This is a genomic window from Microbacterium sp. cx-55, from assembly GCF_021117345.1.
Classification (GTDB): domain Bacteria; phylum Actinomycetota; class Actinomycetes; order Actinomycetales; family Microbacteriaceae; genus Microbacterium.
On the sequence record NZ_CP088261.1, the window covers coordinates 1,244,008 to 1,267,458 of the forward strand.

Below are 23,451 nucleotides of genomic sequence, written 5' to 3' on the forward strand. Positions count from 1 at the left end.
CTTGTCGCCTGAAACAGAAGGCCATGCCATACGAAGTCTTGGCCATTCGTCTTCGCAGTGACCCGCTCCACGGATGAGTTCGCCCAGGTGTCGAGTCGACGCGACGCACTTCCAGGTCCTGCGCGAGCTTCATCGCACGCCCGTTCAAGGGGTCATTCTTCACTGGTGGACCGGGTCACCCGAGCTCCCAGACGAAGCTGTACGCCTGGGATGCTACTTCTCCGTGCCCCCGGCCATGATGTCCTTAACAGAGACATTGAAGCTAATCCCGCTCGATCGAATAGTTCCAGAAACTGACCATTCCTACAGAGACCGTCTGAGCCCCGGGGTGAAGAAGCTTGGCGGGGTCGACGAGGTGGAGCGACGCATCGCGAACTTCCATGGCCGGCAGCCGGAGCTGCTCCTGTGTCGGGACGTGTCTGGCGCTGTGCTTGGCCTGGCAGGGTTTGGTCGGATCGAACGCGCAACGGCGATGCGGGCACTCGGGTTTGGGATGGAGGTGCTGTTTTCGCCGAGGCCCCCGGGGGAACGTGTCGTCAGCGATGACGAACTGGGCGAGTTGGCAGGCAAGGTCCGGCAGGTTCCGCGGGACAACCTCGTCGAGCAGAGCGAGCTTCTCTCGATCCACGCGCCTTTGTCCGAACAGGCTGTCCACCTCGTCGACGCGGATGTATTTCGTCGGATGAAGGACGAGACGATTCATCAACACCGCCCGCGGAATAATCGATGACGAGGCGGCACTCGTGGACGCGCTTCGTAGCGGCGTGATTGCAGGGGCGGGTTTGGATGTGCACGAGAATGAACCGCAACTGGCCCCGGGGCTGGCTCTGCTGCCGAACACCGTGCTGTTGCCACACGTGGGAAGCGCCACGATTACTGTCCGTGCCGAAATGGCGCGCCTGAGCGCCCTCAACGCCGTTGACGTGGCCGCCGGCCACAGGCCATTGCACGAAGCGAATCCTGAAGTCAGACCGTAAGCATGCCCACCCTCCTTCTCGCAGACGTTCGCGGGCTTTCCGGCGGTCGAGCTCATCATCGTGCACACGGATCTCAAGGCCCTCGCGGTGGCTCAGGTCTCGCGAGCACGCGCCTCCGACTACACCAACGTGGGTCTTGCGCGCCGGCGGCAGACTCGGGAACAAAATCGCCTCGCCGTCACCCTCCTCGATCCCGGCCCCCGCTCGAGGAGCCCGCGCAGCCGAGGCGACGTCGTGACGCGGGTTGTGCTGGCGCCCGACAGCTTCAAGGGCACGATCATGGCGGCGGCCCTCGCAGCGGCCCTCGCATCGGGCTGGGCCGACGTCGACACAGCCGCGGATTTCGTACACCGCTCGATGGCAGACGGCGGTGAGGGAACGGTCGCAGCCTTCGCCGCGGCAGTGCCGGGAGCTCGACGCATCGCGGTCACAGTCGAGGGACCTGCCGGTGCCGCGATCGAGACGGCCTTTTGCTGCTCCTGCCCGCGACCTCCGGGGTGCCCGGCGGCACCTCCGTGATCGACATCGCCTCGACCTCCGGCATCGAACTGCTCGACGAACTCCGCCTCTGGGATGCCGACAGGACAGGCTTCGGCCAGACAATCCTCGCCGCGCTCGAACACGGGATTTCACGTCTCGTTGTGGGAATAGGATCGAGCGGCTCGACCGACGGCGACAACGGCATGCTGTCTGCGCTGGGCGCGCGATTCCTGAATGCGGTGGGCAAACCCGTCGCCCGCGGGGCTCGCGGACTCAACGACATCGCCTCCGTCGACTCGACCTCGCGGATCTCCGGGCGGCGCCCGATGTGCTCGTCCTCACTGACGTCACGATCCCCTCATCGGACCCCGCGGTGCCGCCGCAGTCTTCGGTTCGCAGAAAGGGCCGAACTCGGTTGCCGACATCACGCGGGTTGACAGCGGTCTCCAGCGTCTTGCCGACGTGCTCGGTCTCGACGCGACTCAATCGGGAACGGGGGCGGCCGGGGGCCCCGGAGGAGCCCTCGACGTCTGGGGCGGCGTGCTGGCTCCAGGCGCCACCGAGGGCGCAGAGCTTATCGGAGTGGCCGACGCCATAGCCGATGCCGACGTAGTGATCACGGGGGAAGGCTCATACGACGGACAGTCCAACGACGGCAAGGTTCCGTCGTTCCTCGCCGGACTTGCCGCCGACGCCGGCGCCCGAGCGATGCTCGCGGCCGGTCTCATCACCTCGGAAGCAGACCTGAGCCTGTTCGCCGCATCCGCTTCGCTCACCGATCTCGCCGGATCCTCCGACGCCGCACTCGCCGAGCCCGCGTGCTGGTCACGCGTGGCCGGCGCGGAACTCGCGCGGTCCGCCGCTCGCCAGAACTAGCTGCCACGCGTCCGTCACGACGCTGCGGACGGATCAACGTCGGCCGACTGAACGTTTCCGCCCGAGATGACCGGGGACGCCGCCAATCCACGCGTAGTCGGCGGCGACGAGGGCGACATTCCCGGGCGCGGGTGGCGGCTTTCCCGCATGCCTATGACCCTCCGCAGATCTGCCGACAGCCCATAACCCACCGTACGGTGGGTTTCAGTGTTAGCATGCTGCGTACGTCACCGCACCGCCGGGGTTCCGCCCAGGCGCGCGATCAAGGAGGATCGATATGGAAAAACCCCCCAGTTCACAGCCGCTCGGCGATATGCCAGCATTCCCTCTGGACAAAATGCCAGAGACCTCATCTGTCCCCGCGGGCGCCAAGCAGTCGGTGTATCCGATGGTCGCGATTCCGGTTGCGATGCTCGGGCTCATCGTCGCATTGCTGCCGCCCCTGCTCGTCACGATGGCATTGCGCTTGCGCGAGATGGACGCGGACGCGGTCACCGGCAATCTGAGCCTCGTCCTCGGGATCGGGGCGTTCTTTGCTTTCGTGGCAAACCCGATCGGGGGTCGCTTGTCCGACCGGTCGATGAGCAGGTTTGGTATGCGGAAGCCGTGGATCGTGCTCGGAGGAGCGATCGGCTACATCGGAATCGTGATCATCACGTTCTCGCCCAACGTGGGCTTTTTGATTCTTGGTTGGTCGATCACGTCGGTGGGGTTCAACTTCGCTCTCGCGGCCCTCATTGCGATGCTGCCTGACCAGATTCGCCCGAGTCGGCGTGGTCGGGTCGCATCCTTTGTCAGTCTCGCTCAGAATCTCGCGCCGGTAGGGGCGACGTATATTGTCCAGCTCTTCCCGATGGGCCTGGCTCAGAGCCTTGTGCCGAGTGCGCTCGGTCTTGTTCTGGTGTTCGTGATGATCGCTGGAGTGAAGGATCGCAGACGGACTGAACCACCCAAGGAGTCGCTGGACCTGAAGACAGTGTTCGGCTCGTTCGTTTTCAATCCGAGGAAGTTCCCGGACCTCGGCTGGGCGTGGTTGACGCGGTTCTTCCTCGTGGTCGCTCAAGCCACCGCGTTGGGATATTTGGTGCTGTTTCTCATCGACCATCTCGGTGTATCGCCCGCTGACGCTCCGAACTTGGTGTTCCAGGCAACCTTGGCGAACGCGGTCGGGATTCTTCTCACGACGACAGTGCTCGGGTGGCTTTCTGACAAGCTTGGGCGACGCAAGCCCTTCGTCGTTGCGTCGGCTCTTATCGCAGTCGTCGGTCTGACGATCATGGCGTTCGCGCCGGACTTCACTTGGGTGCTGGCGGGTCAATTGATCCTCGGCGGGGGGATGGGCGCGTTCTTCGCGGTCGATCTTGCGTTGATTTCCGACGTTCTCCCGAGTGAGGAGGACAGCGGTAAAGATCTTGGTGTTGTGAACATCGCCCAGGCGCTTCCCCAGTCCCTGGTTCCGATTGCTGCTCCGGGGGTCGTGGCGGCGTTCGGGTATCCCGGTCTGTTCCTGGGAGGGGCGTTCTTCGGTGTCCTCGGCGCGCTGGCTGTGCTTCGCGTCAAGAAGGTCCGCTGAACCAAGACGATTGCCCAAGAAGATGCAGACGGGCGGACGGATAGTCGTCCGCCCGTCGTGGACGACCTTTTACTCGTCACCATTCAAGAAACTAGTTAGGAATCAGCAATTGACCTCAGATCACAACCTACGTGATTACACGAGCGTGGACCGGTCGAAGCAATTGACTCTCGATTCGCCGGAAATCGTGGACCGTCTGCGAAAGCTGACTCTCGAGCAGAAGGTGAGACTTCTCACCGGCGCCAACGTCTGGGAGACATGGGCTGAGGAATCGATCGGATTACGCCCGATCGTGTTCTCAGACGGCCCGTCGGGTGTCAGGGGAGGTGCATGGGATGAGCGGCAGCCGTCGATCAACCTGCCGTCAGGCACGGCGTTGGCAGCCTCCTGGGACGTCGAGATCGCGCGGCTGTACGGAACCGTGATGGCTCTCGAAGCGCGAAAAAAAGGTGTCGATGTCGTGAACGGCCCGATGATCAACGTCCATCGTTCTCCGCTGGGCGGCCGAAGCTTCGAATCGTTCAGCGAAGACCCGCGACTGACCGCAGCCATGGCCGCCGGATACGTCCGCGGACTACAGGAAATGGGGGTGGCCGCAAACCTAAAGCACTATGTCGCGAACGACTACGAGACCGACCGCTACACCGCCAATAGCCAAGTCGAGGATCGTGCGCTCCACGAGATTTACCTGGCTGCGTTCGAGGAACCCGTCAGAGAAGCCGGCGCGTGGGCGGTCATGTCTGCCTACAACGCCGTCAACGGCGTGAGTGCAACGGAATCGCCACTGCTCACTGACCCTTTGAAGACCGAGTGGGAATTCGACGGTGTCGTGGTCAGCGACTGGACTGCCGTCCGAACCCTTGCCTCTGCAGCAGCGGGGCAAGATCTGGCCATGCCGGGGCCCGGCGGTCCATGGGGCGACGCGCTGGTCGATGCTGTGCGATCGGGGCAGATACCGGAGAGCACCATCGATGACAAGGTGCGCAGGATCCTTCTGCTCGCGGCGCGCGTCGGTGCATTGACCGACCTTCCACAGAACTCGGCACCGAAGGACATCGATGGCCTGGCGGTGGCAAAACTCGCCGCTGCCGAGGGCGCAGTCCTACTCAAGAACAATGGAGCCCTTCCGCTGGTCCCCGCTGACATCGGCCGGGTCGCCGTGATCGGTCAGCATGCCCTGACGCCACGGACCCAGGGCGGAGGGTCGGCCACCGTAATTCCGACACACGTCACGTCACCGCTCGACGCGATCCGCGCTGCCCTACCCGGACAGAACGTCACGCACGCGATCGGTTCAATCGTGCAAACCGGTATCGCCCCGATACCCCTCACACAAATCGTCAATCCATCCACCCAGCAGCCGGGCGCGCTGGTCCGATTCTTGGACGACGCGGGCGCTGAGCTCTACCGCGAAGACCGTCTCGCGACGACCCTCGTCTACATCACCGGCGACGCCCCCATCAGGACCGCGGCCCTGATGGAAGTGACGTTCAGCTACACCGCGGACTTCGACGGTGATCACCGAATCGGCTTCGCCGCCGTCGGATCTGGGAAGATTTTCGCAGACGGCACCTTGGTCGGCTCCGGGACGGGCGTCCCGATCGTCCACGACCTCGGGGCAAACCTGAACCAGCCGCCCCCCATCACCGCACCCCTCCAGTTGCGTACCGGGGAGTCCGTAGGCATTCGGATCGAGTTCGACATGACTACCCGAGTCGTCTTCGAAGGACACGAGGGGATGTTCGGAATCTTCATCGGCACCGACGTCGGCGAATACGACTCCGAGGCGCTCCTCGCAGATGCTGTCGCCGAGGCGTCGGCCGCCGACGTCGCCATCGTCGTCGTGGGTACAACGGCTGAGTTGGAATCCGAGGGGTTCGACCGCGAGAATTTCAGACTCCCCGGCAACCAGGACGAACTGGTAGCCGCAGTAGCAGCAACGGGCACCCCCACGCTCGTCGTCCTGAACGTCGGAGCACCGGTGCTCACCCCGTGGCGAGACCAGGTCGCGGCTGTTCTGGTGACCTACTTCGGTGGTGAGCAGATGGCCGAAGCGCTGGCCGACATGCTGATCGGAGTCGCGGAGCCCGGCGGGCGTCTCACGACCACCTGGCCGCGAACCGGAGACGAGGCCTTCCTGCCCTCGAACACCCCGGTCGACGGCGATGTCGTCTATGGGGAAGGCATTGGAGTCGGCTACCGCGAGTGGCTCTCACAGGACGCCGAACCTGCCTATTCATTCGGGCACGGGCTGGGCTACTCATCCTGGAAGATCGACAACGTCGACATCTCTCCAGGGGCGGAGGACGTGAGTCTTACCGTGACGGTCACGAATGTTGGTGAGAGGAGTGCCAAGGAAGTCGTGCAGGTCTACTTGTCGAAAGAAGACAGCAGCATCCACCGCCCGGTGTTGTGGTTGGCTGCCTGGGGGGTTGCCCGGTGCGAACCGGGAGCGAGTACGTCGGTCGAGATCAGAGTTCCCCGCCGTTCCTTCGAGGTGTGGCTGAACGGCCAGTGGTTCGAGGAAGCAGGAACGTACGGCGTCCGCGTGGGCACAAGCATCCTCGACTTGACGATGGAGGCGCAGATACTCAGAGGCTGAGTCACCTCTTAGTCGGAACCACAATCTCGGTGATATCTGCACCACTCGGTGCAGGTATCACCGAGACGCTCGATGGCTTACTGCGTTTTGTGATCAGCTCGTTCGCGGGCTAGAGGCACTGCAGTGCCCCAAAAAGTTGTGGTTTGGAACGCCCGCCATACCTCTGGTGCGTTCCCGATCAGAGGCTGCAGTTTACGTATAGCGCCCACGAAATCGAAGTCAGGATCCAGCAGCCACTGAACCTGCAGTCCATCCAACGCTGCCATCACCACCCCCGCCACCAGCTCAGCATCAGATCCATCCGTCCCCGCAGCGAGCTGGGCCTCTTTAATCGCTCGTCCCATTTGCTGGCGACCAACCTCGAATCGCTCCGCGAAGTAAGCCCTGGCCCTCGAATTCCCCGGCTCCACAGACCGCCCCAGCATGCTCGTGTACAGGGCGACGAGACTCGGGATCCTCACGTTGGATTCTGTACCGGCTTGCAGTTCTCCGACGAGGCCGACCCCTCCATCGTCACGTGACCTCAGATCAACTTCGGAATCGTGACGCACAAGGAGTTCGAGCAGCAGATCCTCGAGCGATGGAAAGTAATGAAGGATTGTTCCGTGATTGATATCGAGATCGTCGGCTATTGCCCTCAGAGACAACTTATCTAGGCCGCGATCCGCGAACACTTCGAGAGCAGTATCGAGGATCTCCCGCCGTCGCTCGATTCCTTTGGCGTATGGTCCTCGCCGGTTCAGTCGACTCATGAGACTGATTTTACGTCGGTCCCATCTCGGTACACCGACAAGCCAACGCCCGCAGGTCCGCGGACCCCAGGTCGTTACTCTGAACGAATCTCCCGCTGGCCTTGGCGGATAGGGCCCGTTCGAAGGCCCCGCTTCGTGCAGCGAACCAGGCCAAAGCGTGTGAACGATGAGTTGGCCGCCCACGCATCCGAGCAGATCCCTGTGGATGCGTCGTGGAGCTGGCCTCACCACCTCCAACGACCACTACACCTGGCGCAAGAACCCAAAACCTGTTATCCGCCCGGATCCCGCGTGATACGAACGTGTTGGTGGCTCCACGACTCGCCCAGGTCGCCCGTCATTCCGGCTTCGTGGAAGTCGAGCAGCGCGATGAAGTTCCCCTCCGGCACGACCATGCGTACGCCAGGCAGCTTCTCGTCGACGAGCTGAGCGAGCGTCTGCCGGTCCCGTCGAGGTACTCCACGATATGATCGAGCCACCGGCCGCCAGCAGAGTACGCGGCGATGTGCGCGACCACGCCGACCGTCGAGGCTCCATGACCGGCCCACATCGCGATCCGTTCCCAGAGCTGCGCATGCACGTCGTTCGACAGGATGATCTGTGCGCCCTTGAGTCCCGCGAGGTTCCACGCCTTCGAGGCGGATGTCGCGGTGAGGGTGTGCGAGGCGGCGTCATCCGACGCCGAGGCGTACGCGATGAGCCGTGCCGGCGCGCGCCGAGCCGGGGCAGGTGAAGTGCTCGATCGCCAGCTCAAACGCTGCGATCACGTCGGGAACATGGTGAGAAGGTGATGATCTGGCACGGCACGGCGGACGCTCTGCTCTCGGAGAACGAGACCGTACGCAACTGGAATGAAGTCCGTGAAGTCGCCGGAGGCCCCATCACCGATGATAACTCGCGCCTAATCGAACTGATCGAACGCAAAGCTCTGGTCTCCGAGATAGAGCATGCTTCCCGCATGCACCGCGCCGGCACTCTCGATGCATACGTCGTACATGAGCACCCAGAACCGGCGATGGGCTTCGCCGCGCCGCGAGCATGCCCGGATGCGGTGCTGGGGGCCCCCAGCGAGTCGGCGGCTCACCCTATCGAGGGTTCGGTGAAGCACACTCGTGAAGATCTCGTTGCCGCGCTGTCCACAGCGACTGATCCGATATCGGATCACTGGTGGTGAGAGCGCGGTCGCTGAGGCACCCGCGAGAGCGCCCTCTCACTCTCAACTGTGAATCGCGGCACCTCGCCTGGCCAACGCCTGCGTGAAGAGCTACCGGCTCTTGCTGCCGGCGTCGAATGCAGAGCCTGAGCCGACACCGAAGAGTGCCGCTCCGGTGAAGAGCTCCACGGTCTCACCATCGACGAGCACCTCGACCTCGCCGTCGCCGGCTGGCACGATGGTCTCTGCCCCCCGCCACGTGCAGATCACCGATTCGAGCTCGCGGCGGAGGGTGAGCGCGTCGTCCGCGCTCGCCGCTGCCCACTCTTCGCCGATGGAGATGCTCGTGCGCGCCGAGGCGGAGGCCCGCGCGACTCCCGGATGCGGCTCCGCGACAAGAGTGTCGCCCTCGAGTCGCAGCACGTGTGCCACGCTCAGTGCGCTGGCACGGCCCGCCTCGGCATCGCCCGCACCGCGCATCCACGAGATCAGGCATGGCAGCCCGTCGCGGTCGCGGAAGAAGGAGGGCGCGTAGTAGCTGTCGCCGTAGGTGAGGCGTCCCCAGCTGGCCGCATCGAAGCGTCCGTCTGCGAATGACCCGATGGCGTACGCGACGTAGTGCAGCTCGTCGTCCTGCCAGACCGAGGTGACCATCACATCGCGGCCGTCGATGGTGAAGATCTGGGGGCACTCCCAGAGTGCGCCCGTCCACACCGGCTCCGTCTCGCTCGTGTTCCGCGCTGCCGCCAGTCCGTCGAACGACCAGGAGCGGAGGTCGTCGGAGATGAATGAGCTCGCGGCGGCGTCGCCGCCGGCGATGGCGGTGCCCACGAGCATCCGCCACCGCTCGCCGTCGCGCATCACGAACGGGTCGCGGAAGGCGATGAGGTCGAGTGGTGGGGCTTCGGCGACGACGTCACCCTTCGTCCAGACGAGCCAGTCGTCGTCGACCGGGGTCGCGGTACGGATGCGGCCGACAGCGAACTCGGGTGTGGAGACCGCGGTGTAGAAGATGGTGGCGCGGCCGTCGTCGTCGACTGCGAGCGAGCCTGACCAGATGCCGTCGTCGCCGTCTCCCGGTTCGAGGGCGACGGGATGCTCGGTCCACGAGAACAGGTCGAGTGAGCTGGCATGACCCCAGCGGCATTCGGGCGCCCACGTGGTGCGGTCGGGCACGTACTGGAAGAAGAGATGGTAGCGGCCGTTGTGCCAGGTGAGCGCGAGCGGGTCGTTCATCCAACCCGAGCCGGGGGTGAAATGCCAGCGGGGGCGGTCGTGCGTCATGCGTGCGGCTCCTTTGCTGCCGCCATAGATAGCGGACCTGTCTCCAAGTATGGGCTTGACAAGACGATTTGGCAAAACGTATTGTCATGTTTGTCGCTCCGGCGGCGAGTGCCGCAAACCTGGGCACGTACCCTCGCAATCACGCAACGTCGCACAGAATTGGAGTCGAAGTGATGATGCTTCGCACACACACCCGGAAGTCCCGTCGTGTCCTGGCCGGCGCCACCGGCCTCCTTGCCGTCGGCATCACCGTCGTCCTTTCGGGATGCGGTGCCGGAGGAGGGGCCCCTGCAGCGGGCGCCGACTCGATCACCGTTCTCGTCGAGGCTGGCGGCCACGGCGAGTTGCAGCCCATCGCAGACCAGTTCGAGAAGGACACCGGCACTTCGGTGACTTTCGTCGAGCTGCCCTACGACGGCCTCTATAACCGGCTGAACAGCGAGTTCAGCTCGGGGTCGCTCTCCTTCGACGTCGCCGCCCTCGACTCGATCTGGCTGCCGACCTTCGCCGAGGCTCTCACCCCCCTCGACGATGTGTTCACCGATGACGTGCAGTCCGACCTCTTCCCGGCGCTCGTCACCGAAGCGCAGGTCGAGGGCTCCTTCGTCGGGATGCCCGCCTGGACCAACTCTGAAATTCTCTACTACCGCACTGACCTCTTCGAGGACCCGGCCCAGCAGGCGGAGTTCAAGGCCGAGTACGGCTACGACCTTGCGCCGCCCACCACCTGGGAGCAGTACTCGGACGTGGCGAAGTTCTTCACTCAGGACACCGACGGCGATGGCCAGGTCGACGTATATGGCACCGACGTGAAGGGCGCAGTCGAGACCGAGTGGCTCGCCACTCTCTCGCAGACAGGGGAGAAGAACATGGTCGTCGGAGACGACGGCTCGGTCTCCCTCGGCAATGCCGACAGCCTCGCGGCCCTCGATTTCTACACCAGCCTGCTGCCCTATGCGCCCTCGGGTGCCGCGCAGCTCGACTGGGCCGGTTCACAGAACCTCTTCAACCAGGGCCAGTTGGCGATGATGCGCTTCTGGGCGCACGCCTACAAGCAGATTCCCGCCGACTCGGCAGTAGCGGGCAAGGTCGGCGTCACCACGATGGTGGGTGGTCCCGGCGGAGTCGCCGGTGTGCCCGGCGCCTGGTACCTGTCGGTTCCGGCCGGTACGAGCAAGCAGGAGAAGGCGCTCGAGTTCGTGCAGTACGCCTACGACAACAACGAGCTGTCCGTCGACACCGATCTGGGGCTCGCCTCGCGCATCTCGGTACTCGAGCAGTACCAGGATGAGCCCGGCTACGAGAACTACAAGCCGCTGATCGACACTCTGAACGCCGAGTCGACCGTGCCGCGCCCCGCGAACCCAAATTGGCAGGAGATCGTCGATTCCGCTCTCATTCCGATGATCCAGAAGGCCGTCGTACCGGGAGCGGACAACCAGCAGCTCCTTGACGACGCCAAGGCGCAGGTCGAGTCCATCATCGAGTGACTCTGAGCTGTGGCGCCCGGTCCCGGACAGGGCGCCACAGCCGAATCACCCGCTCCTCGCCATCCCCTCGACCAGAAAGTCTCATCGTGCGTCTCACCGATCGCCGGTTCGCGTTCTTCCTGATGCTTCCGGCCACCGCCTTTCTCGCCGTGTTCGTGGCGTGGCCGCTTGTGCAGTTCGTCTCGGACTCTTTCTTCGAGATCAGCAAGTTCGCCGGTGGCCCCCGCACCTTCGTCGGCTTCGACAACTACATCGAGGCGTTCACCTCGGGTGACTTCGGCAACGCCGCCTGGCGCACCGTGGTCTACACGATCATCGTGGTCGTCTTCGAGTTCGTGCTCGGTCTCGCCGTCGCGCTCATGTTCACGGCGCTCGGCAATTCTTCCCGAGTGTTCCGCACGATCTTCCTCTACCCGCTGATGATTGCCCCGATCGTGGCCGGCCTGCTCTGGCGGTTCCTGCTGATCGACAACTTCGGCATCGTCAACCAGCTTCTGACGGATGCGCACATTCTGAGTGACCCCGGTCAGATCCAGTGGCTCAGCGACCCAAACATCGCCCTGTTCTCGGTCGCGATCCCTGACATCTGGCTGACCACCTCATTCATCTCGCTCGTGCTCTTCGCAGGCCTGCAGAACATCCCCGGCGACGTGATCGAGGCCGCACGACTCGACGGAGCCCGCTACCCGACGATCCTCTTCCGCATCATCATCCCGCTGCTGCGGCCTGTGATCGCGGTAGCCCTGATCCTCAGAGGCATCGACGCCGCCCGCGCGTTCGACGTCATCCTCATCCAGACCAACGGGGGACCGCAACAGAGCACCGAGACCATGTCGTTGCTCGTCTACCGCACCATGGTGCGATTCGGTGACCCGGGCCTGGCGAGCGCGATGGGAACCGTGTATCTCATCGCCATGCTCGCTGTCTCGGTCGCAGCCATCCTGCTCATCTGGCGTCCCGGAAATGAGAACAACCGATGAACGGCCTCGAAACCACCCGCGTCAGCTCACGGGCCATCCTCTGGGTCGCCCTGGTGCTCCTCGTCGTGCTCTACGGCTTCCCCTTTCTCTACATGCTGTTCACCTCGTTCAAGACACCGCTGGAGACCATCGCGGTGCCTCCGACGGTGCTGCCGTCGACCTGGACGATCGAGAACTACGCCTCGGCCATCGGCCGCGACGGCGTGGTCGCCTCGTTCATCAATAGCGTCGTGACGGCTGTGCTCAGCACTGCCATCTCGCTCGTTCTGGCGCTGCCGGCGGCCTACGCCGTCACGCGTTTCCGCACCCGCTTCGGCCGGTTCTTCATCGTCGGCGCCCTCGTGATGCGGATGGTGCCGCCGATCGTGATCGGTGTGCCGATGATCGGAATCTTCCGCAGTCTCGGCATCTCCGACACGTCGTTCGCGCTGGCCATCGCGCACGCCACGATCTCGCTGCCGCTGTCCATCTGGCTGATGTCGAGTTTCTTCGAGGCCGTGCCGGAAGAGCTGGAGGAGGCGGCGAAGATCGACGGCGCGAGTCGGCTCGGTGCACTCTGGCGAGTGGTGCTGCCTGTCACCGCCGGGGGCATCGCTGTCACCGCCATCTTCGCCTTCCTCGCGTCGTGGAACGAGTTCCTCTTCGCGCTGCTGCTCACGGCGACACGCTCGCAGACCACCCCGATCGTCATCGCGAACTTCCAGACTCAGTTCGGTCTCGATTGGGGGGCGATGACAGCTCTAGCGGTGCTCTACTCGGTTCCCGTGATCCTTCTGGCGCTTGTGCTGCAGCGTCACATCGTGGCCGGACTCACTGCCGGTGCGGTGAAAGGATGACGGACTCGGTGAGAATGGCCGGGAGCCGAACTGCCCGGCCTCAAGCATTCAAGGGGACACAGTGACACGCAAGGCCGTAGGCATCAAGGACGTGGCCCGGGAAGCGGGGGTCTCGGTCACCACCGTCTCGCACATCCTCAACGACGTCGAGTCCGCGCGCGCCAGCGACGAGACACGCGAACGGGTGAAGACCACGGCCGCGCGGCTCGGATACGGCGCTAACCGCATTGCCCGCAGCCTCCGGCGGCAGCAGTCCGAGATGATCGGCCTGCTCAGTGAGGAGATCGCGACCACTCCGCATGCCGGCCGCATCATCCTCGGCGCCCAAGAGGCTGCGCGGAAACGCGGGCTCACCCTCGTGCTCATCAACACCAGCCGTGATCAGCTCGACATCCAGCGCGATACGGACGCCCTGCTGCGCCAGCAGGTCGATGGCGTGCTCTACGCCACCATGTACCACCGCGAGATCGCCCTCCCGGCCTCGCTTCAGGCGGTTCCGACGGTGCTGATCGACTCGACTTCCGAGGACGGGCGCGTGCCGTCGGTCGTACCGGATGAAGAGGGAGGGGCCTTTGTCGCGGTCGATGAGCTGATCCGGCATGGGCACCGTCGGATCGGCTTCATCACCAACTCCGACGACGTGCCGGCGACCCGGGGGCGGCTGACGGGTTACCGCCGGGCCCTGGCGGGCGCGGGTCTGGAGTTTGACCCGACGTTCGTGGTCGCCGATCAGTCGGAGACCCCGGGCGGGTATAAGGCGGCGATGGAGATACTCGGCCGGCCGGACCGGCCGACGGGCCTGTTCTGCTACAACGACCGGATGGCGATGGGCGCCTACCGCGCGGCCGCCGAGCTCGGCCTTCGCATCCCAGACGATCTCTCACTGGTCGGCTTCGATAATCAAGAGCTCATCGCCGAAGGCCTCTACCCGGCGCTCACGACGGTGGCGCTCCCGCATTTCGAGATGGGGGAGTGGGCGCTCGAGGCTCTCGCCACGCTGATGGCGGGCTCGGAGGAGTCTGAGCAGCCCGCCGTGTACGAGGTGGTCGTACTGCCCTGCCCGCTGGTTCGGCGGCAGTCGGTCGGGGCCCCGGTTTCCTCGGAGGGGGGTTCCCGTGAGTGACCTGCTCGTCATCGGCGAGGCGCTCGTCGACGTGGTCTCGACTGGCGCCGGCCGTGAAGCACACCCGGGTGGAAGCCCCCTGAACGTCGCCGTGGGTCTCGCCCGGCTGGGGGCCTCAGTCACTCTCGCGACATGCATCGGTACCGACGAGTTCGGGCGGATCCTGTCGGGCCACCTCGCCCGGTCGGGTGTGGTGGTGACACAGGGATCGGTGGACCCCTCTATCCGCACCTCGTCAGCGACGGCAAGCATCCGATCTGACGGATCGGCACAGTATGACTTCGACATCACCTGGGACATCTCGGCTCCCCGCATCTCGAGTTTCCGTGGGCTCCACACCGGGTCGATCGGCGCTCTCCTCGCGCCGGGAGGCGACATCGTCGCGGCCTGCTTCGAGTCGGCCGGGCCGGAGATCCTTCGTTCGTTCGACCCGAACATCCGCCCATCGGTTCTGGGACCGCGGGAGCAGGTGCTCCCGTCGGTCGAACGAATCGCGCGAGCGAGCACGGTCGTCAAGCTGAGCGACGAGGATGCGGAATGGTTGCACCCGGGGCTCAACGCGGCCGAGGTGACGGCGCACTACGCGCGCCTCGGCGCGGCGCTCGTGGTCGTCACCCAGGGAGGTGCCGGAAGCGTCCTCCGTCTCGGCGCCGCGACGGCGTTCGTTCCCGCGCAGACCACCAAGGTCGCCGACACCATCGGGGCCGGCGACTCCTACATGGCGGGGCTCCTCTTCTTCCTCACCACGACGGTCGGTTCCGGCACACTCCTCGGCGGGGCGATGACGCTGCCCGACGCCGTGCAGGCGGCCGCGTTCGCCGCGGCCTGCGCAGCCGTAACGGTGAGCCGGCCGGGGGCAGACCTCCCGAGACTCGACGAGGTCGCTCCGGCGTCCTCCATCCGTTTCGAAAGCGAGAACCCATGACCGCCGCCAACCGATACGATGTGACGGACTGGCCCGTCGGAGATCCGACGGAGGACGTCGGCGAGGTGATCACGAGCATCATCGCCGACATTAAGCGCCGGCAGTCGGCGAGCGACGAGGACGACGGCGGTAAGCCGGGTGCCGTGATCTATCTGCCGCCAGGAGACTTCCGTCTGCGCACCCAGGTCGTGATCGACGTCAGCTTCCTCCGCATCGAGGGATCGGGGCACGGCTTCACCTCGTCGAGCATCCGGTTCAACGTGCCAGAGGACGAGTGGCCCGGTCTGCACGAGCTGTGGCCGGGTGGCAGCCGCATCCTCGTCGACATCCCGATCGGCGAGAACGCGTCGAAGTCCGACGGTGCCGCCTTCCTCGTCGAGCGCCTGGGGAGCCCGCGTATCAGCTCCGTGGAGTTCTCCAACTTCTGTATCGACGGGCTGCACTTCACCGGCGACGGCTCCGACCGGCACCCCGAGAACACCTACCGCAACGGCAAGACGGGCATCCAGGTCAACGGTGCCAACGACTCGTTCCGGATCAACGGGATGGGGTTTGTCTACCTCGAGCACGCCCTCACGATCCACAACGCCGATGCGCTGTCGATCCACGACAACTTCATCGCCGAGTGCGGCAGCTGCATCGAACTGCGCGGATGGGGCCAGGCGTCGAAGATCACCGACAATCTCATCGGGGCCGGCCCGGACGGTCACTCGATCTACGCCGAGAATCACGGCGGACTGCTCGTCACTGCGAACAACGTCTTCCCGCGCGGTGCGAGCAGCGTTCACTTCTCGGGCGTCACACGCTCGAGTGTCACGGCCAACCGCCTGCACTCCTTCTATCCGGGCATGGTCGTGCTCGACGCCGAGAGTTCGGAGAACCTCGTGGGCTCAAACCATCTGCTGCGGGACCTCGAGCCCTGGACCCCGTTTCTCGGCGCGGACAACGACCTCGACGACGACTATGGACTCGTGCGCATCAGCGGCAGCGGCAACTCTGTCATCGGCAATCACGTCTCCGAGATCGTCGACTCGCGCGGCATTCGCCCAGCCGGCGAGGCACCTACGATCTTCCGGCTGGTCTCGGGATCGGGCAATTACATCGCCACAAACCATATCGTCGCCCGGGACATCAACGCGTCGTCGAGTGGCTCCGCTTTCGAGGCGCAGGTAGACGCGCTGCTGAGCACGGCGGCCTCGGACGCGCTCGACGTTCGGACCGTCGTGGTCGAGACCGAGTCGACGGGCAACACCATCCTCGACTCCGGAACCGATAACCAGATCGTCGCCGATCGCGGCGTCAACGCAATTCGTGCAACGCCGGCAGCCTCACCCTCGAGCGTCAGCTAGGCGGGCGACGTAGGGACACCTTCTGCGTCTCGGTAAAGGACTGATTCTCGAGATGACGCATCCGGACGTGATTGGCAAGAGCACTTCGTGCTGGCAAACGCGAATGCGTGGTGCCAAATCAATCACATGCATGCTCGAGCTTCAGCCCTTGATCACGTCGGCGAGAACGTACGGGGAGATCGGCGCACTGCAGGACTAAGCCAAGCGGCCCACGCCAGTCCTGCAAAACCTCAGACGACGGACGATCGTCAGCGCGGACGCCGGCCAGGTGAACATCGGCCCCACCGGTCTAGATCGGATAGCGGCGGCCCTAGGGACGACGTTCATCGCACTGGTCTCCGCCGGGAAGCGACTCGTACCCCGATCAACGAAGTGACCTGGGGAACCAGGACCCCGAGAGCCTGACCGTACTGCTCGGGTTCCTTCCCGTCCACGGCGAGACACAGGTTTAGACCACGATTTTCGCGGTCGGCGCCCGTTAAGACGTACAGGCAGAACTCGACGGATGGAAGGAGATGGTCCTCGAAACTACTGGTTCACTACGGATCGAGGCAAACGGCGAGGATCTCTCCCTCTCGGACGGGCAACACATCATTTTCGCGGCCTCGACGCCCTACTCCTACGTCAACACTCGCGACGCCAGCACGTCGCTCACCCGCATCCTCGTCATCTGAGGAAGGGGCGAGGCTCTCGAGACGAATAGCGCTGGTTCTGATTGCTCCCAGAAAAACAGGCGTTCCCACAAGGCGCCATTGCGGGCTCCAGGATCGAGACGCGACGCTGCCGGCACTGTGACCACCCCCGCAGCCGCAGCGCGGCTCAGAAGGTCGAGACAATCGGTACCGAGGTCCTGGCGTCCTCTCGCCGAGCGGAGCCCCATACCCGGCTGCATCGCGGGGAAGCCTTCGAGCCGACACCGGCTTATCTAGGGGGCGACGTAATCAGCCCGAGCATTCGGGTGACGAGACCGGCGATTGCAGCATCTTCGATCCCCAGCCCGATCGATCGGAAGAAGGCCGTGCGGGTGCGCGATGGGGCGGGTGCTGTACCGGCGACGAGTTCGGGCAGGTCCCCGAGGATGTTCTTCGAGTTCCAGCCGAGTGCCGCCGCGGCGACGAAGTCGGGCACGGCGGCAGCGGAGGTGCGGTAGTCGCTGTATATCTCCAGCGACGGCAGCAGTGCGGGGTCGATCTCATGCGCGTCGGGTGCATTCGTGCTGATCGAAGTGATCAGCGCGGCCGGATGTGCGTGCGTCGCATCCAGCACAGCACCCGCGGCGGAGGTGCAAAGCGCGATGACGTCGGCGTCCAGTGCGGTTTCGACGCCCTGGACGATCTCGACTCCCGGCAGGTCTAGTTCGCGGGCGCTGCGCACGTGCATCCGGATCTCGGAGAAGGGACGCACAGCGCGCAGGTAGTCCACGTGGGCGCGTGCGACCGGGCCTGCGCCGACGACGCTGAGGGTGTTTGCGTCGGGCTTGGCGAGCAGGTCCACAGCCAGCGCGGTGGTGGCCGCGGTACGCAGGGTGGTCAGCGCCTTCGAGTCGATCAGGGCGAGCGGTTTGCCGGATGTGACGTCGAAGATCAGTGTCCAGGCGGTGATGAGGGCGCCGTCTACGCGCGGGATGTACGGCGACAGCTTGACGGCGTACACGCCGGCGTCGAGGTCGAGCGCGGGGTAGGAGATGATGTCACCGCCGCCGTCGAGATCGAGGACGGTCTGCGTAGGCTGCACGGCACGTCCCGTGGCGAGTGCGCCGAAGGCGAAGCGCAGGCTCATGATGACCTCTTTCGGGTCGAGGGTCGGGAGCTGGTCGGCTGTGATGATCTGCGGGCTGCTCATGGTGTCCTTCCGGGCGGGTAGTTCAGGCGAGGTCGAGGGAACGGTAGAGGGTGCGCGCTCCGAAGCGCAGTGCGTCGGCCGGGGACGCGTTCGTCCACGCCGTGGAACATGCCGGCGAAGTTGTAGTGGCGGGGATCCTCACTGGGATTGGAGCGCGGCGGATGAATATGATCTAGCGTTGCTTATAGTGCGCACCGTGGGTAGTATAATGCGCATGAAGATTCTGTTTTCAGATTGTTTCCGAGGTCGGCGGTACGGGCCGGCCTGATAGATGTGATGTTCACATCCGCTCGCACTTTGAAAGTTGACGCCATGATTTCTACTCAGTTCCAGCCGTTCCAGCTTGAGGAATGGCAGTCCCTGTACGAGTTGGACGTCGATTTCAACCTCGCGGACAGCGGGGTCCAGCCGGTGCTTCTGTCCGAAATGCTGACCGATTCGGAGGCGATCGCCGACTTCCTGAACAGCGATCTGCACTATCCGGCGGTGAACGGAACAACCCTGTTGCGCACGCGGATCGCGGCGCTGTACGGCCCCGAGGTCACACCCGACGAAGTGCTCGTCACGGTAGGCGCAGCTGAGGCGAACGGCCTCGCCGTCACCACACTGACCCGGCCGGGCGACCACGTTGTTGTCCTGGAGCCCGGCTACCGGCAGGTCGCCGGGCTCGCGGCGAACCGTGGATGCGAGGTGGAGGCGTTCCACTTGATCGAGGCTGAGGGCTGGCGACCCGACCTGGAGGAGCTGGAGCGCATCGTGCGCCCCGACACCAAGCTGATCGCGGTGAACAACCCCAACAACCCCACCGGCGCGGTGCTCACCGCCGCTGAGATGGATGCGATCATCGCCATCGCGGCTCGGGTGGGCGCCTGGATCCTCGCTGACGAGGTGTATCACGGGTCTGAACTCGACGGAGTGGAGACCCCGAGCTTCCACGGCCGTTACGACCGGTTGGTCGTGACCAACAGCCTCTCCAAGGCATACGGTCTCTCCGGCGTGCGGCTCGGCTGGATCGTCGGCGATGCTGCCACCGTGCAGGAGCTGTGGCGCCGCCACGAGTACGCCACGATCTCGACAAGCAAGCTCTCAATGAAGATCGGGGAGCTGGCGGTCGAGCCGATACGCCGGGAGTGGCTCTTAGCGCGCAACCGCCGCTTCGTCCGGGAGGGCTTCGCGCGGTTGGCGGCCTGGGCCGAGACGACCGAGGGCGTCGTCACCGTGGTCGAGCCGAAGGCGACCGCGCTGGCGTTCCCCCGCATCGGCTTACCGCTGACCTCGCTCGAGGTCGCGCATGAGCTCCGGCTCGACGGCGTGCTGGTCGGCGTTGGTTCGCACTTCGGTGTCGAGAGCCACATTCGTGTCACGCATGCGCTCGACGGTGCATACATGGATGCGGGGCTGGCTCGGATGGGCGAGACGATCGCGCGCCTGGCGCGCTGATCCGCCTGACAGACTTGGATTCGGCGACGGAGGGAACACGGTGGCGGATCAGACGGACGCGCAGAGCACGTCAGACGGCGTCATCGATCGGTTAGGGCGCCGCATCCGCTCGCTGCGCAAGGCTCAGCCGTTGACGGTCCAGGAACTCGCTGATCGCTCCGGGGTCAGTCGGCGGCTGCTGACCCAGATCGAATTGGGGCAGGCGAATCCGAGCTTGGTCACTGTGGACCGCATCGCCAAGGTGCTCGGCGTCGATTTCGCTGCGCTGACCGCGCCGCGAGAGGCGGACCCCGGAGTTGCCGCCGTGCGGACCATCGAGCAGGCGACGCTGATCTGGTCCAGCCCGTTCGGCAGCACGGCGCACCTGCTGATCACGAGCGAGCACAGCGGTGGGCCCGAGCTGTGGCGCTGGCGGCTGCTCCCGCAGGATCGCTACGTCGCCTCACCCGACCCGTCCGGATCAGAGGAACTCTTCGTCGTGCACGAGGGCAGCCTCGATATCGTCGCTGACGGTGCGGCCGTCACGGTCCCGACCGGCGGCAGCGCTCGATTGCGCAGCGATCGCGAGTACCGGTACGAGAACCGCGGTCCAGAGACACTGGTGTTCAACCGTGTCGTGGCCGTGAGTCGGACGTAACCCGGCCTGCCGCACGTTGCCGATTTCCTGGCGCGCAGGCGGTACACGACCCCCGTACAGCGATATCGCCAGCACATGGGTCAGGAGGCGAAGTCGGGGAGGGAGTCGAGCAGTCGGCGACGTCGTCGTTGTACGGGGTGAGACCAAATAGGTAGGGCTTCGGGTGGCTCAACTCGAGACGGCGGAAGGCCTCGTAGACGTAGAACGAGCCGGCCGGGGCGAGGATGTCGCGCTCCTCGTGGTTGCCGCGGTCGGGGCGCCGGCCTCTCAGGCGAGCACACCCCTGCGGAGCCGTTCGAGGGCCTGATCGGAGTGTGGGGTCCGCTGTCATTCTCGGACGCCGGTGTCGGATCTGCGGCTTTCGCCATCACGAATACGTCTCAGGGTGTGCTCCGCGTGGGTCAGATCATGTTCACTCCGATTGCAACAACTCTCTGCGGTTCCTGCTCGTCGGCGGTCAGGGCGACGGGGCTGCCGTCCAGGGTGCCCTCACCTCCAGCCCCTGCGCACCTCATGGGCACGCCGCCAACGCGGCGAAGCGTGTTTGTGATGCGGCGGGATCCTCGGTCGCGGCAGGGCTGCGCGATGAGGCCCAGACACAAGCGACCACCGTCCCTCCGACACAAAGCGATCACGGAAAGCCGCCACAGAGGGAGCAACGTCACACCTTCGGTCCGTAAGCTGGCATCGCACTCGTGGGCGCTTGCATCCGTCGTTGGGACGATGCGTTCTCCGCCTCAGGAACACTGATGACCGCCGGTACTCCATTCCTCACGGAGCGGACGATTTCGACGGGAGGGAACCCTGGCACCGGTCTTCTGACTGTCGGATGCTAAGTCCTTCGAGGCTCGCGCTTTTCGCCAACCCGCACCTCTTTCGGCCAACTTTCGAAAACGACCCGGCAGGACTGGCACCTACTCGTTCCGCGAGTCCCGCACGCCTGCACCTTGTTTGATGATGCGGGGGCGGGCGCCCCGAAGCGCTACGTCCCTGAGCTGTCACAGTCCGAGGGAGGCGAGGAAGGCGAGCTTCTGCGCGTTGTAGGAGTCGGTCCAGACGCTGGGTGCTCCCATGAATCCGTGTCCCAGTGACGCCTCCTCCGCAGTAGGGAGGAACACGGCGTTTGGAACGCCGAGGTCGTCGAGGCGTTCATGCAGCGCGGATGCCTGGTCGGGGAAGGTGCCGACGTTGCCGTCGGCGATGAAAGTCGGCGGGAAGTCGGCGGTCACATGGTTCGTGACGGAGGCTTCGGCGATCACCGCGTCGGAGGTTCCGAGGTAGGTGCGCGCGGAGAGCCCGAAGAAGAAGTCGAGAAGGGGGACGGGGGCCTGGGTCTCACCTGTCTTGTGGAGTTCGAGGGCTGCACTGTCCAAGACGACAGCCTTCAGGGCGCTTCCGATGACGGGGTCGATGCCGACGCGTTCGGCGTACGCGGGGTTGGTCTGGATGTTGGCGAACTGTCCTGCGAGTTGTCCTCCGGCGCTGCCTCCGCTGATCACGACGTTGTCCATGTCGAGGCCGAGTTGCTTGGCATTTTGCTGGAGGAACACGACCGCTTGGGATATCTGCTCGACGGGTCCGGGATAGCTCACGGTCGGGGCGAGTCCGTAGTCCAGGCTGACGAAGTTGTAACCGCCATCGAGGACCGGGTTGGAGATGACCGAGAATCCGGCGTCCGGCGCGTTCGGATCACCCGTTGCCTTCGTTCCCGCGATCCATCCGCCCCCGTGGATGTAGATGTACGTGGGTCGGGCGATCGAAGCGTCGTCATCGGCGATGTAGACGTCGAGGAAGCTGTTCGGATATTTGCTCCCGTAGGCAATGTCGCTGGTAAGGCGGTCGCCATTGGCGGTCACGCTCGTTGCGTTCTCAGGACCCCGCGGAGCATAGGAAGAGGTCTGGCCCAGAGCCGATTGAAGGGCGACCGCAACACCTGCCGGAACCACCGCGATCGCAACGAGGGTGAGCGACACGACCACAGCGGTCGCCATGAGGGCCGTGGTGACGGTCGAGCGGAGGAGGCGACGAAGGCGCTGGCCGCCGATCGAGCGAGCGCCTCCGTGGGGGCGCCCATCCGCGGGGGATAGCCGGTGATGGCCGGCGATACAGGCGAAGCCGACGGCAATCGCCGCTACCTGTGCCACCACGACCGCCGGATACCATCCCCAGATCATCCACCCGAGTTGTGCAGCGACGCCCAAGGCGGCTGCACCCGGCACGATGACCGCGGTACGAGAGCCCGAGAGGGCGGGCCTGATCAGGGCCGCGCAGAGAAGGATCATGATCACGAGAACGCCGTACGCAGGAGCGCGCAGGAAGAATGACTCCGCCCAGGCGACGAGAAGCGCGAAGAGTCCGACAAGAAACGGCGTCCACCGGAACCGACGCGAGCGGAACGGGGGAACGGGGGCGGTAAGCATCAGCTTTTCTCCAATATTTGCAGGCTGCTGCAAATATACCGCGCTACGCAGTTTTGCGCTTCGCTACCATCGAGGGATGGATGCCGTCTCCCTCCGAGAGCGATCGAAAGAACGCCGTTACCGCGCAATTCTCTTAGCGGGGATGAGGCTGTTCGCTGAGCAGGGGTACGAGGCCACCACCGTCGCGCAGATCGCGGAGGAAGCGGAGGTTTCCCCCCGTTCAGTGTCGGCGTACTTTCCGACGAAGCTCGACATAGCAACCGCATCATCGGCAGCGGCCGCCCGCCGTCTGATGGACTCGTTCACCTCGTGGACCCCCGAACGCTCGATCGTCGATCTCGTCGACCGGTGGCTCCGTGACGAGCCACGCTTTGTCCCCGACGAGGAGTGGCGCGTTCGTGCCGCCATGCTCCACAGGAACCCGCTCCTCCACGGAGCACGTGCTGCGGACCCCGAGCCGCTCGTTGCAGCCGCCGCCACTGCGATCGCCGCTGAACTCGATGTTGATCCCGACGACGCTGCGGTTCAGATCATCCTCGGCATCATCTCGGGAGTCGTCTTGCGGTTTGAACTGATGGCCGGATACGACCGGGGGAGCGAGGGCGTGCTCAGCCTCGCTCATGACGCGCTGGCCGGCGCCTTCGCAGCGGTCCGGCGTGCACGGGGAAAGTATTGGGCCGGCGGCCCGGACGGGAGAACGGAGGCTTGACCG

Annotated in this window: 21 protein-coding genes and 1 pseudogene; 17 read left to right on the plus strand and 5 right to left on the minus strand. The window is 64.8% G+C overall.

The window, feature by feature from the left end:
* The first annotated feature begins 73 nt into the window (after positions 1-73).
* The 6 genes and pseudogenes from LQ938_RS05720 to LQ938_RS05735 all read left to right on the plus strand — a co-directional run bounded on the left by LQ938_RS05720 (position 74) and on the right by LQ938_RS05735 (position 6,508).
* A pseudogene (locus LQ938_RS05720) lies at positions 74-977 on the plus strand (TatD family hydrolase).
* A 246-nt stretch (positions 978-1,223) separates the two neighbouring features.
* A complete protein-coding gene (locus LQ938_RS15445) occupies positions 1,224-1,496 on the plus strand; it encodes a glycerate kinase (protein WP_269216588.1) in 273 nt (90 codons plus the stop codon).
* Entirely contained in the window at positions 1,493-1,894 is a 402-nt protein-coding gene (locus LQ938_RS15450; protein WP_269216583.1) for a glycerate kinase, read from the plus strand. Before LQ938_RS15445 ends, LQ938_RS15450 begins: the two co-directional genes overlap by 4 nt.
* Positions 1,818-2,333 (plus strand): glycerate kinase, encoded by a 516-nt coding sequence (locus tag LQ938_RS15455; protein WP_269216589.1) that lies wholly within the window; start codon positions 1,818-1,820, stop codon positions 2,331-2,333. The genes LQ938_RS15450 and LQ938_RS15455 overlap by 77 nt, the downstream gene beginning before the upstream one ends.
* Before the next feature lie 277 nt (positions 2,334-2,610).
* Positions 2,611-3,906, plus strand: a complete 1,296-nt coding sequence (locus tag LQ938_RS05730; protein WP_223721573.1) for an MFS transporter — start codon at positions 2,611-2,613, stop codon at positions 3,904-3,906.
* Between the two features lie 10 nt (positions 3,907-3,916).
* The gene (locus tag LQ938_RS05735; RefSeq protein ID WP_223721572.1) at positions 3,917-6,508 is read left to right on the plus strand and encodes a beta-glucosidase family protein; all 2,592 of its coding nucleotides are present in this window, start codon (positions 3,917-3,919) and stop codon (positions 6,506-6,508) included.
* 77 nt (positions 6,509-6,585) lie between these two features.
* Here LQ938_RS05735 and LQ938_RS05740 read toward each other — a convergent pair whose 3' ends face one another.
* Both LQ938_RS05740 and LQ938_RS05745 read right to left on the minus strand, forming a co-directional pair.
* On the minus strand, positions 6,586-7,260 hold the full coding sequence (locus LQ938_RS05740) for a TetR/AcrR family transcriptional regulator (protein ID WP_223721571.1): 675 nt from the start codon (positions 7,258-7,260) through the stop codon (positions 6,586-6,588).
* Between the two features lie 272 nt (positions 7,261-7,532).
* Positions 7,533-7,739: a hypothetical protein gene (locus LQ938_RS05745; RefSeq protein WP_223721570.1), complete on the minus strand. Its 207-nt coding sequence runs from the start codon at positions 7,737-7,739 to the stop codon at positions 7,533-7,535.
* 308 nt (positions 7,740-8,047) lie between these two features.
* Between LQ938_RS05745 and LQ938_RS05750 the strand changes: the two genes are divergently transcribed.
* A complete protein-coding gene (locus tag LQ938_RS05750; protein WP_223721569.1) occupies positions 8,048-8,434 on the plus strand; it encodes a hypothetical protein in 387 nt (128 codons plus the stop codon).
* 90 nt (positions 8,435-8,524) lie between these two features.
* Here the strand turns inward: LQ938_RS05750 and LQ938_RS05755 are convergent, their stop codons facing one another.
* Positions 8,525-9,697, minus strand: coding sequence for a glycoside hydrolase family 32 protein (locus tag LQ938_RS05755; RefSeq protein ID WP_223721568.1), 1,173 nt, complete (start codon positions 9,695-9,697; stop codon positions 8,525-8,527).
* Between the two features lie 173 nt (positions 9,698-9,870).
* Here LQ938_RS05755 and LQ938_RS05760 point away from each other — a divergent pair, with 173 nt between their 5' ends.
* The 7 genes from LQ938_RS05760 to LQ938_RS05790 all read left to right on the plus strand — a co-directional run bounded on the left by LQ938_RS05760 (position 9,871) and on the right by LQ938_RS05790 (position 17,074).
* Positions 9,871-11,187: an ABC transporter substrate-binding protein gene (locus LQ938_RS05760; RefSeq protein ID WP_223721567.1), complete on the plus strand. Its 1,317-nt coding sequence runs from the start codon at positions 9,871-9,873 to the stop codon at positions 11,185-11,187.
* 86 nt (positions 11,188-11,273) lie between these two features.
* Positions 11,274-12,167 carry a carbohydrate ABC transporter permease gene (locus LQ938_RS05765; RefSeq protein WP_223721566.1) on the plus strand — a complete coding sequence of 298 codons (894 nt, stop codon included), beginning with the start codon at positions 11,274-11,276 and terminating at the stop codon, positions 12,165-12,167.
* Positions 12,164-13,003: a carbohydrate ABC transporter permease gene (locus LQ938_RS05770; RefSeq protein WP_223721565.1), complete on the plus strand. Its 840-nt coding sequence runs from the start codon at positions 12,164-12,166 to the stop codon at positions 13,001-13,003. The genes LQ938_RS05765 and LQ938_RS05770 overlap by 4 nt, the downstream gene beginning before the upstream one ends.
* Before the next feature lie 61 nt (positions 13,004-13,064).
* On the plus strand, positions 13,065-14,126 hold the full coding sequence (locus tag LQ938_RS05775; RefSeq protein WP_223721564.1) for a LacI family DNA-binding transcriptional regulator: 1,062 nt from the start codon (positions 13,065-13,067) through the stop codon (positions 14,124-14,126).
* Complete coding sequence (locus LQ938_RS05780; protein ID WP_223721563.1) at positions 14,119-15,051, plus strand: carbohydrate kinase family protein; 933 nt, start codon at positions 14,119-14,121, stop codon at positions 15,049-15,051. Before LQ938_RS05775 ends, LQ938_RS05780 begins: the two co-directional genes overlap by 8 nt.
* Positions 15,048-16,400, plus strand: coding sequence for a NosD domain-containing protein (locus LQ938_RS05785; protein ID WP_223721562.1), 1,353 nt, complete (start codon positions 15,048-15,050; stop codon positions 16,398-16,400). The genes LQ938_RS05780 and LQ938_RS05785 overlap by 4 nt, the downstream gene beginning before the upstream one ends.
* Positions 16,401-16,915: 515 nt before the next feature.
* A complete protein-coding gene (locus tag LQ938_RS05790; protein WP_223721561.1) occupies positions 16,916-17,074 on the plus strand; it encodes a hypothetical protein in 159 nt (52 codons plus the stop codon).
* A gap of 247 nt (positions 17,075-17,321) precedes the next feature.
* On the opposite strand, the gene LQ938_RS05795 is transcribed toward LQ938_RS05790, so the two are convergent.
* On the minus strand, positions 17,322-18,242 hold the full coding sequence (locus LQ938_RS05795; protein ID WP_223721560.1) for an ornithine cyclodeaminase family protein: 921 nt from the start codon (positions 18,240-18,242) through the stop codon (positions 17,322-17,324).
* A gap of 312 nt (positions 18,243-18,554) precedes the next feature.
* Between LQ938_RS05795 and LQ938_RS05800 the strand changes: the two genes are divergently transcribed.
* Both LQ938_RS05800 and LQ938_RS05805 read left to right on the plus strand, forming a co-directional pair.
* Positions 18,555-19,682 (plus strand): aminotransferase class I/II-fold pyridoxal phosphate-dependent enzyme, encoded by a 1,128-nt coding sequence (locus tag LQ938_RS05800; RefSeq protein WP_223721559.1) that lies wholly within the window; start codon positions 18,555-18,557, stop codon positions 19,680-19,682.
* 40 nt (positions 19,683-19,722) lie between these two features.
* Entirely contained in the window at positions 19,723-20,319 is a 597-nt protein-coding gene (locus LQ938_RS05805; protein WP_223721558.1) for a helix-turn-helix domain-containing protein, read from the plus strand.
* Positions 20,320-21,317: 998 nt separating this feature from the next.
* Here LQ938_RS05805 and LQ938_RS05810 read toward each other — a convergent pair.
* Positions 21,318-22,739, minus strand: a complete 1,422-nt coding sequence (locus LQ938_RS05810) for an alpha/beta hydrolase (protein WP_223721557.1) — start codon at positions 22,737-22,739, stop codon at positions 21,318-21,320.
* A 76-nt stretch (positions 22,740-22,815) separates the two neighbouring features.
* On the opposite strand from LQ938_RS05810, the gene LQ938_RS05815 reads away from it, so the two are divergent.
* Positions 22,816-23,448, plus strand: a complete 633-nt coding sequence (locus LQ938_RS05815) for a TetR/AcrR family transcriptional regulator (RefSeq protein WP_223721556.1) — start codon at positions 22,816-22,818, stop codon at positions 23,446-23,448.
* The last annotated feature ends 3 nt before the right edge of the window (positions 23,449-23,451 follow it).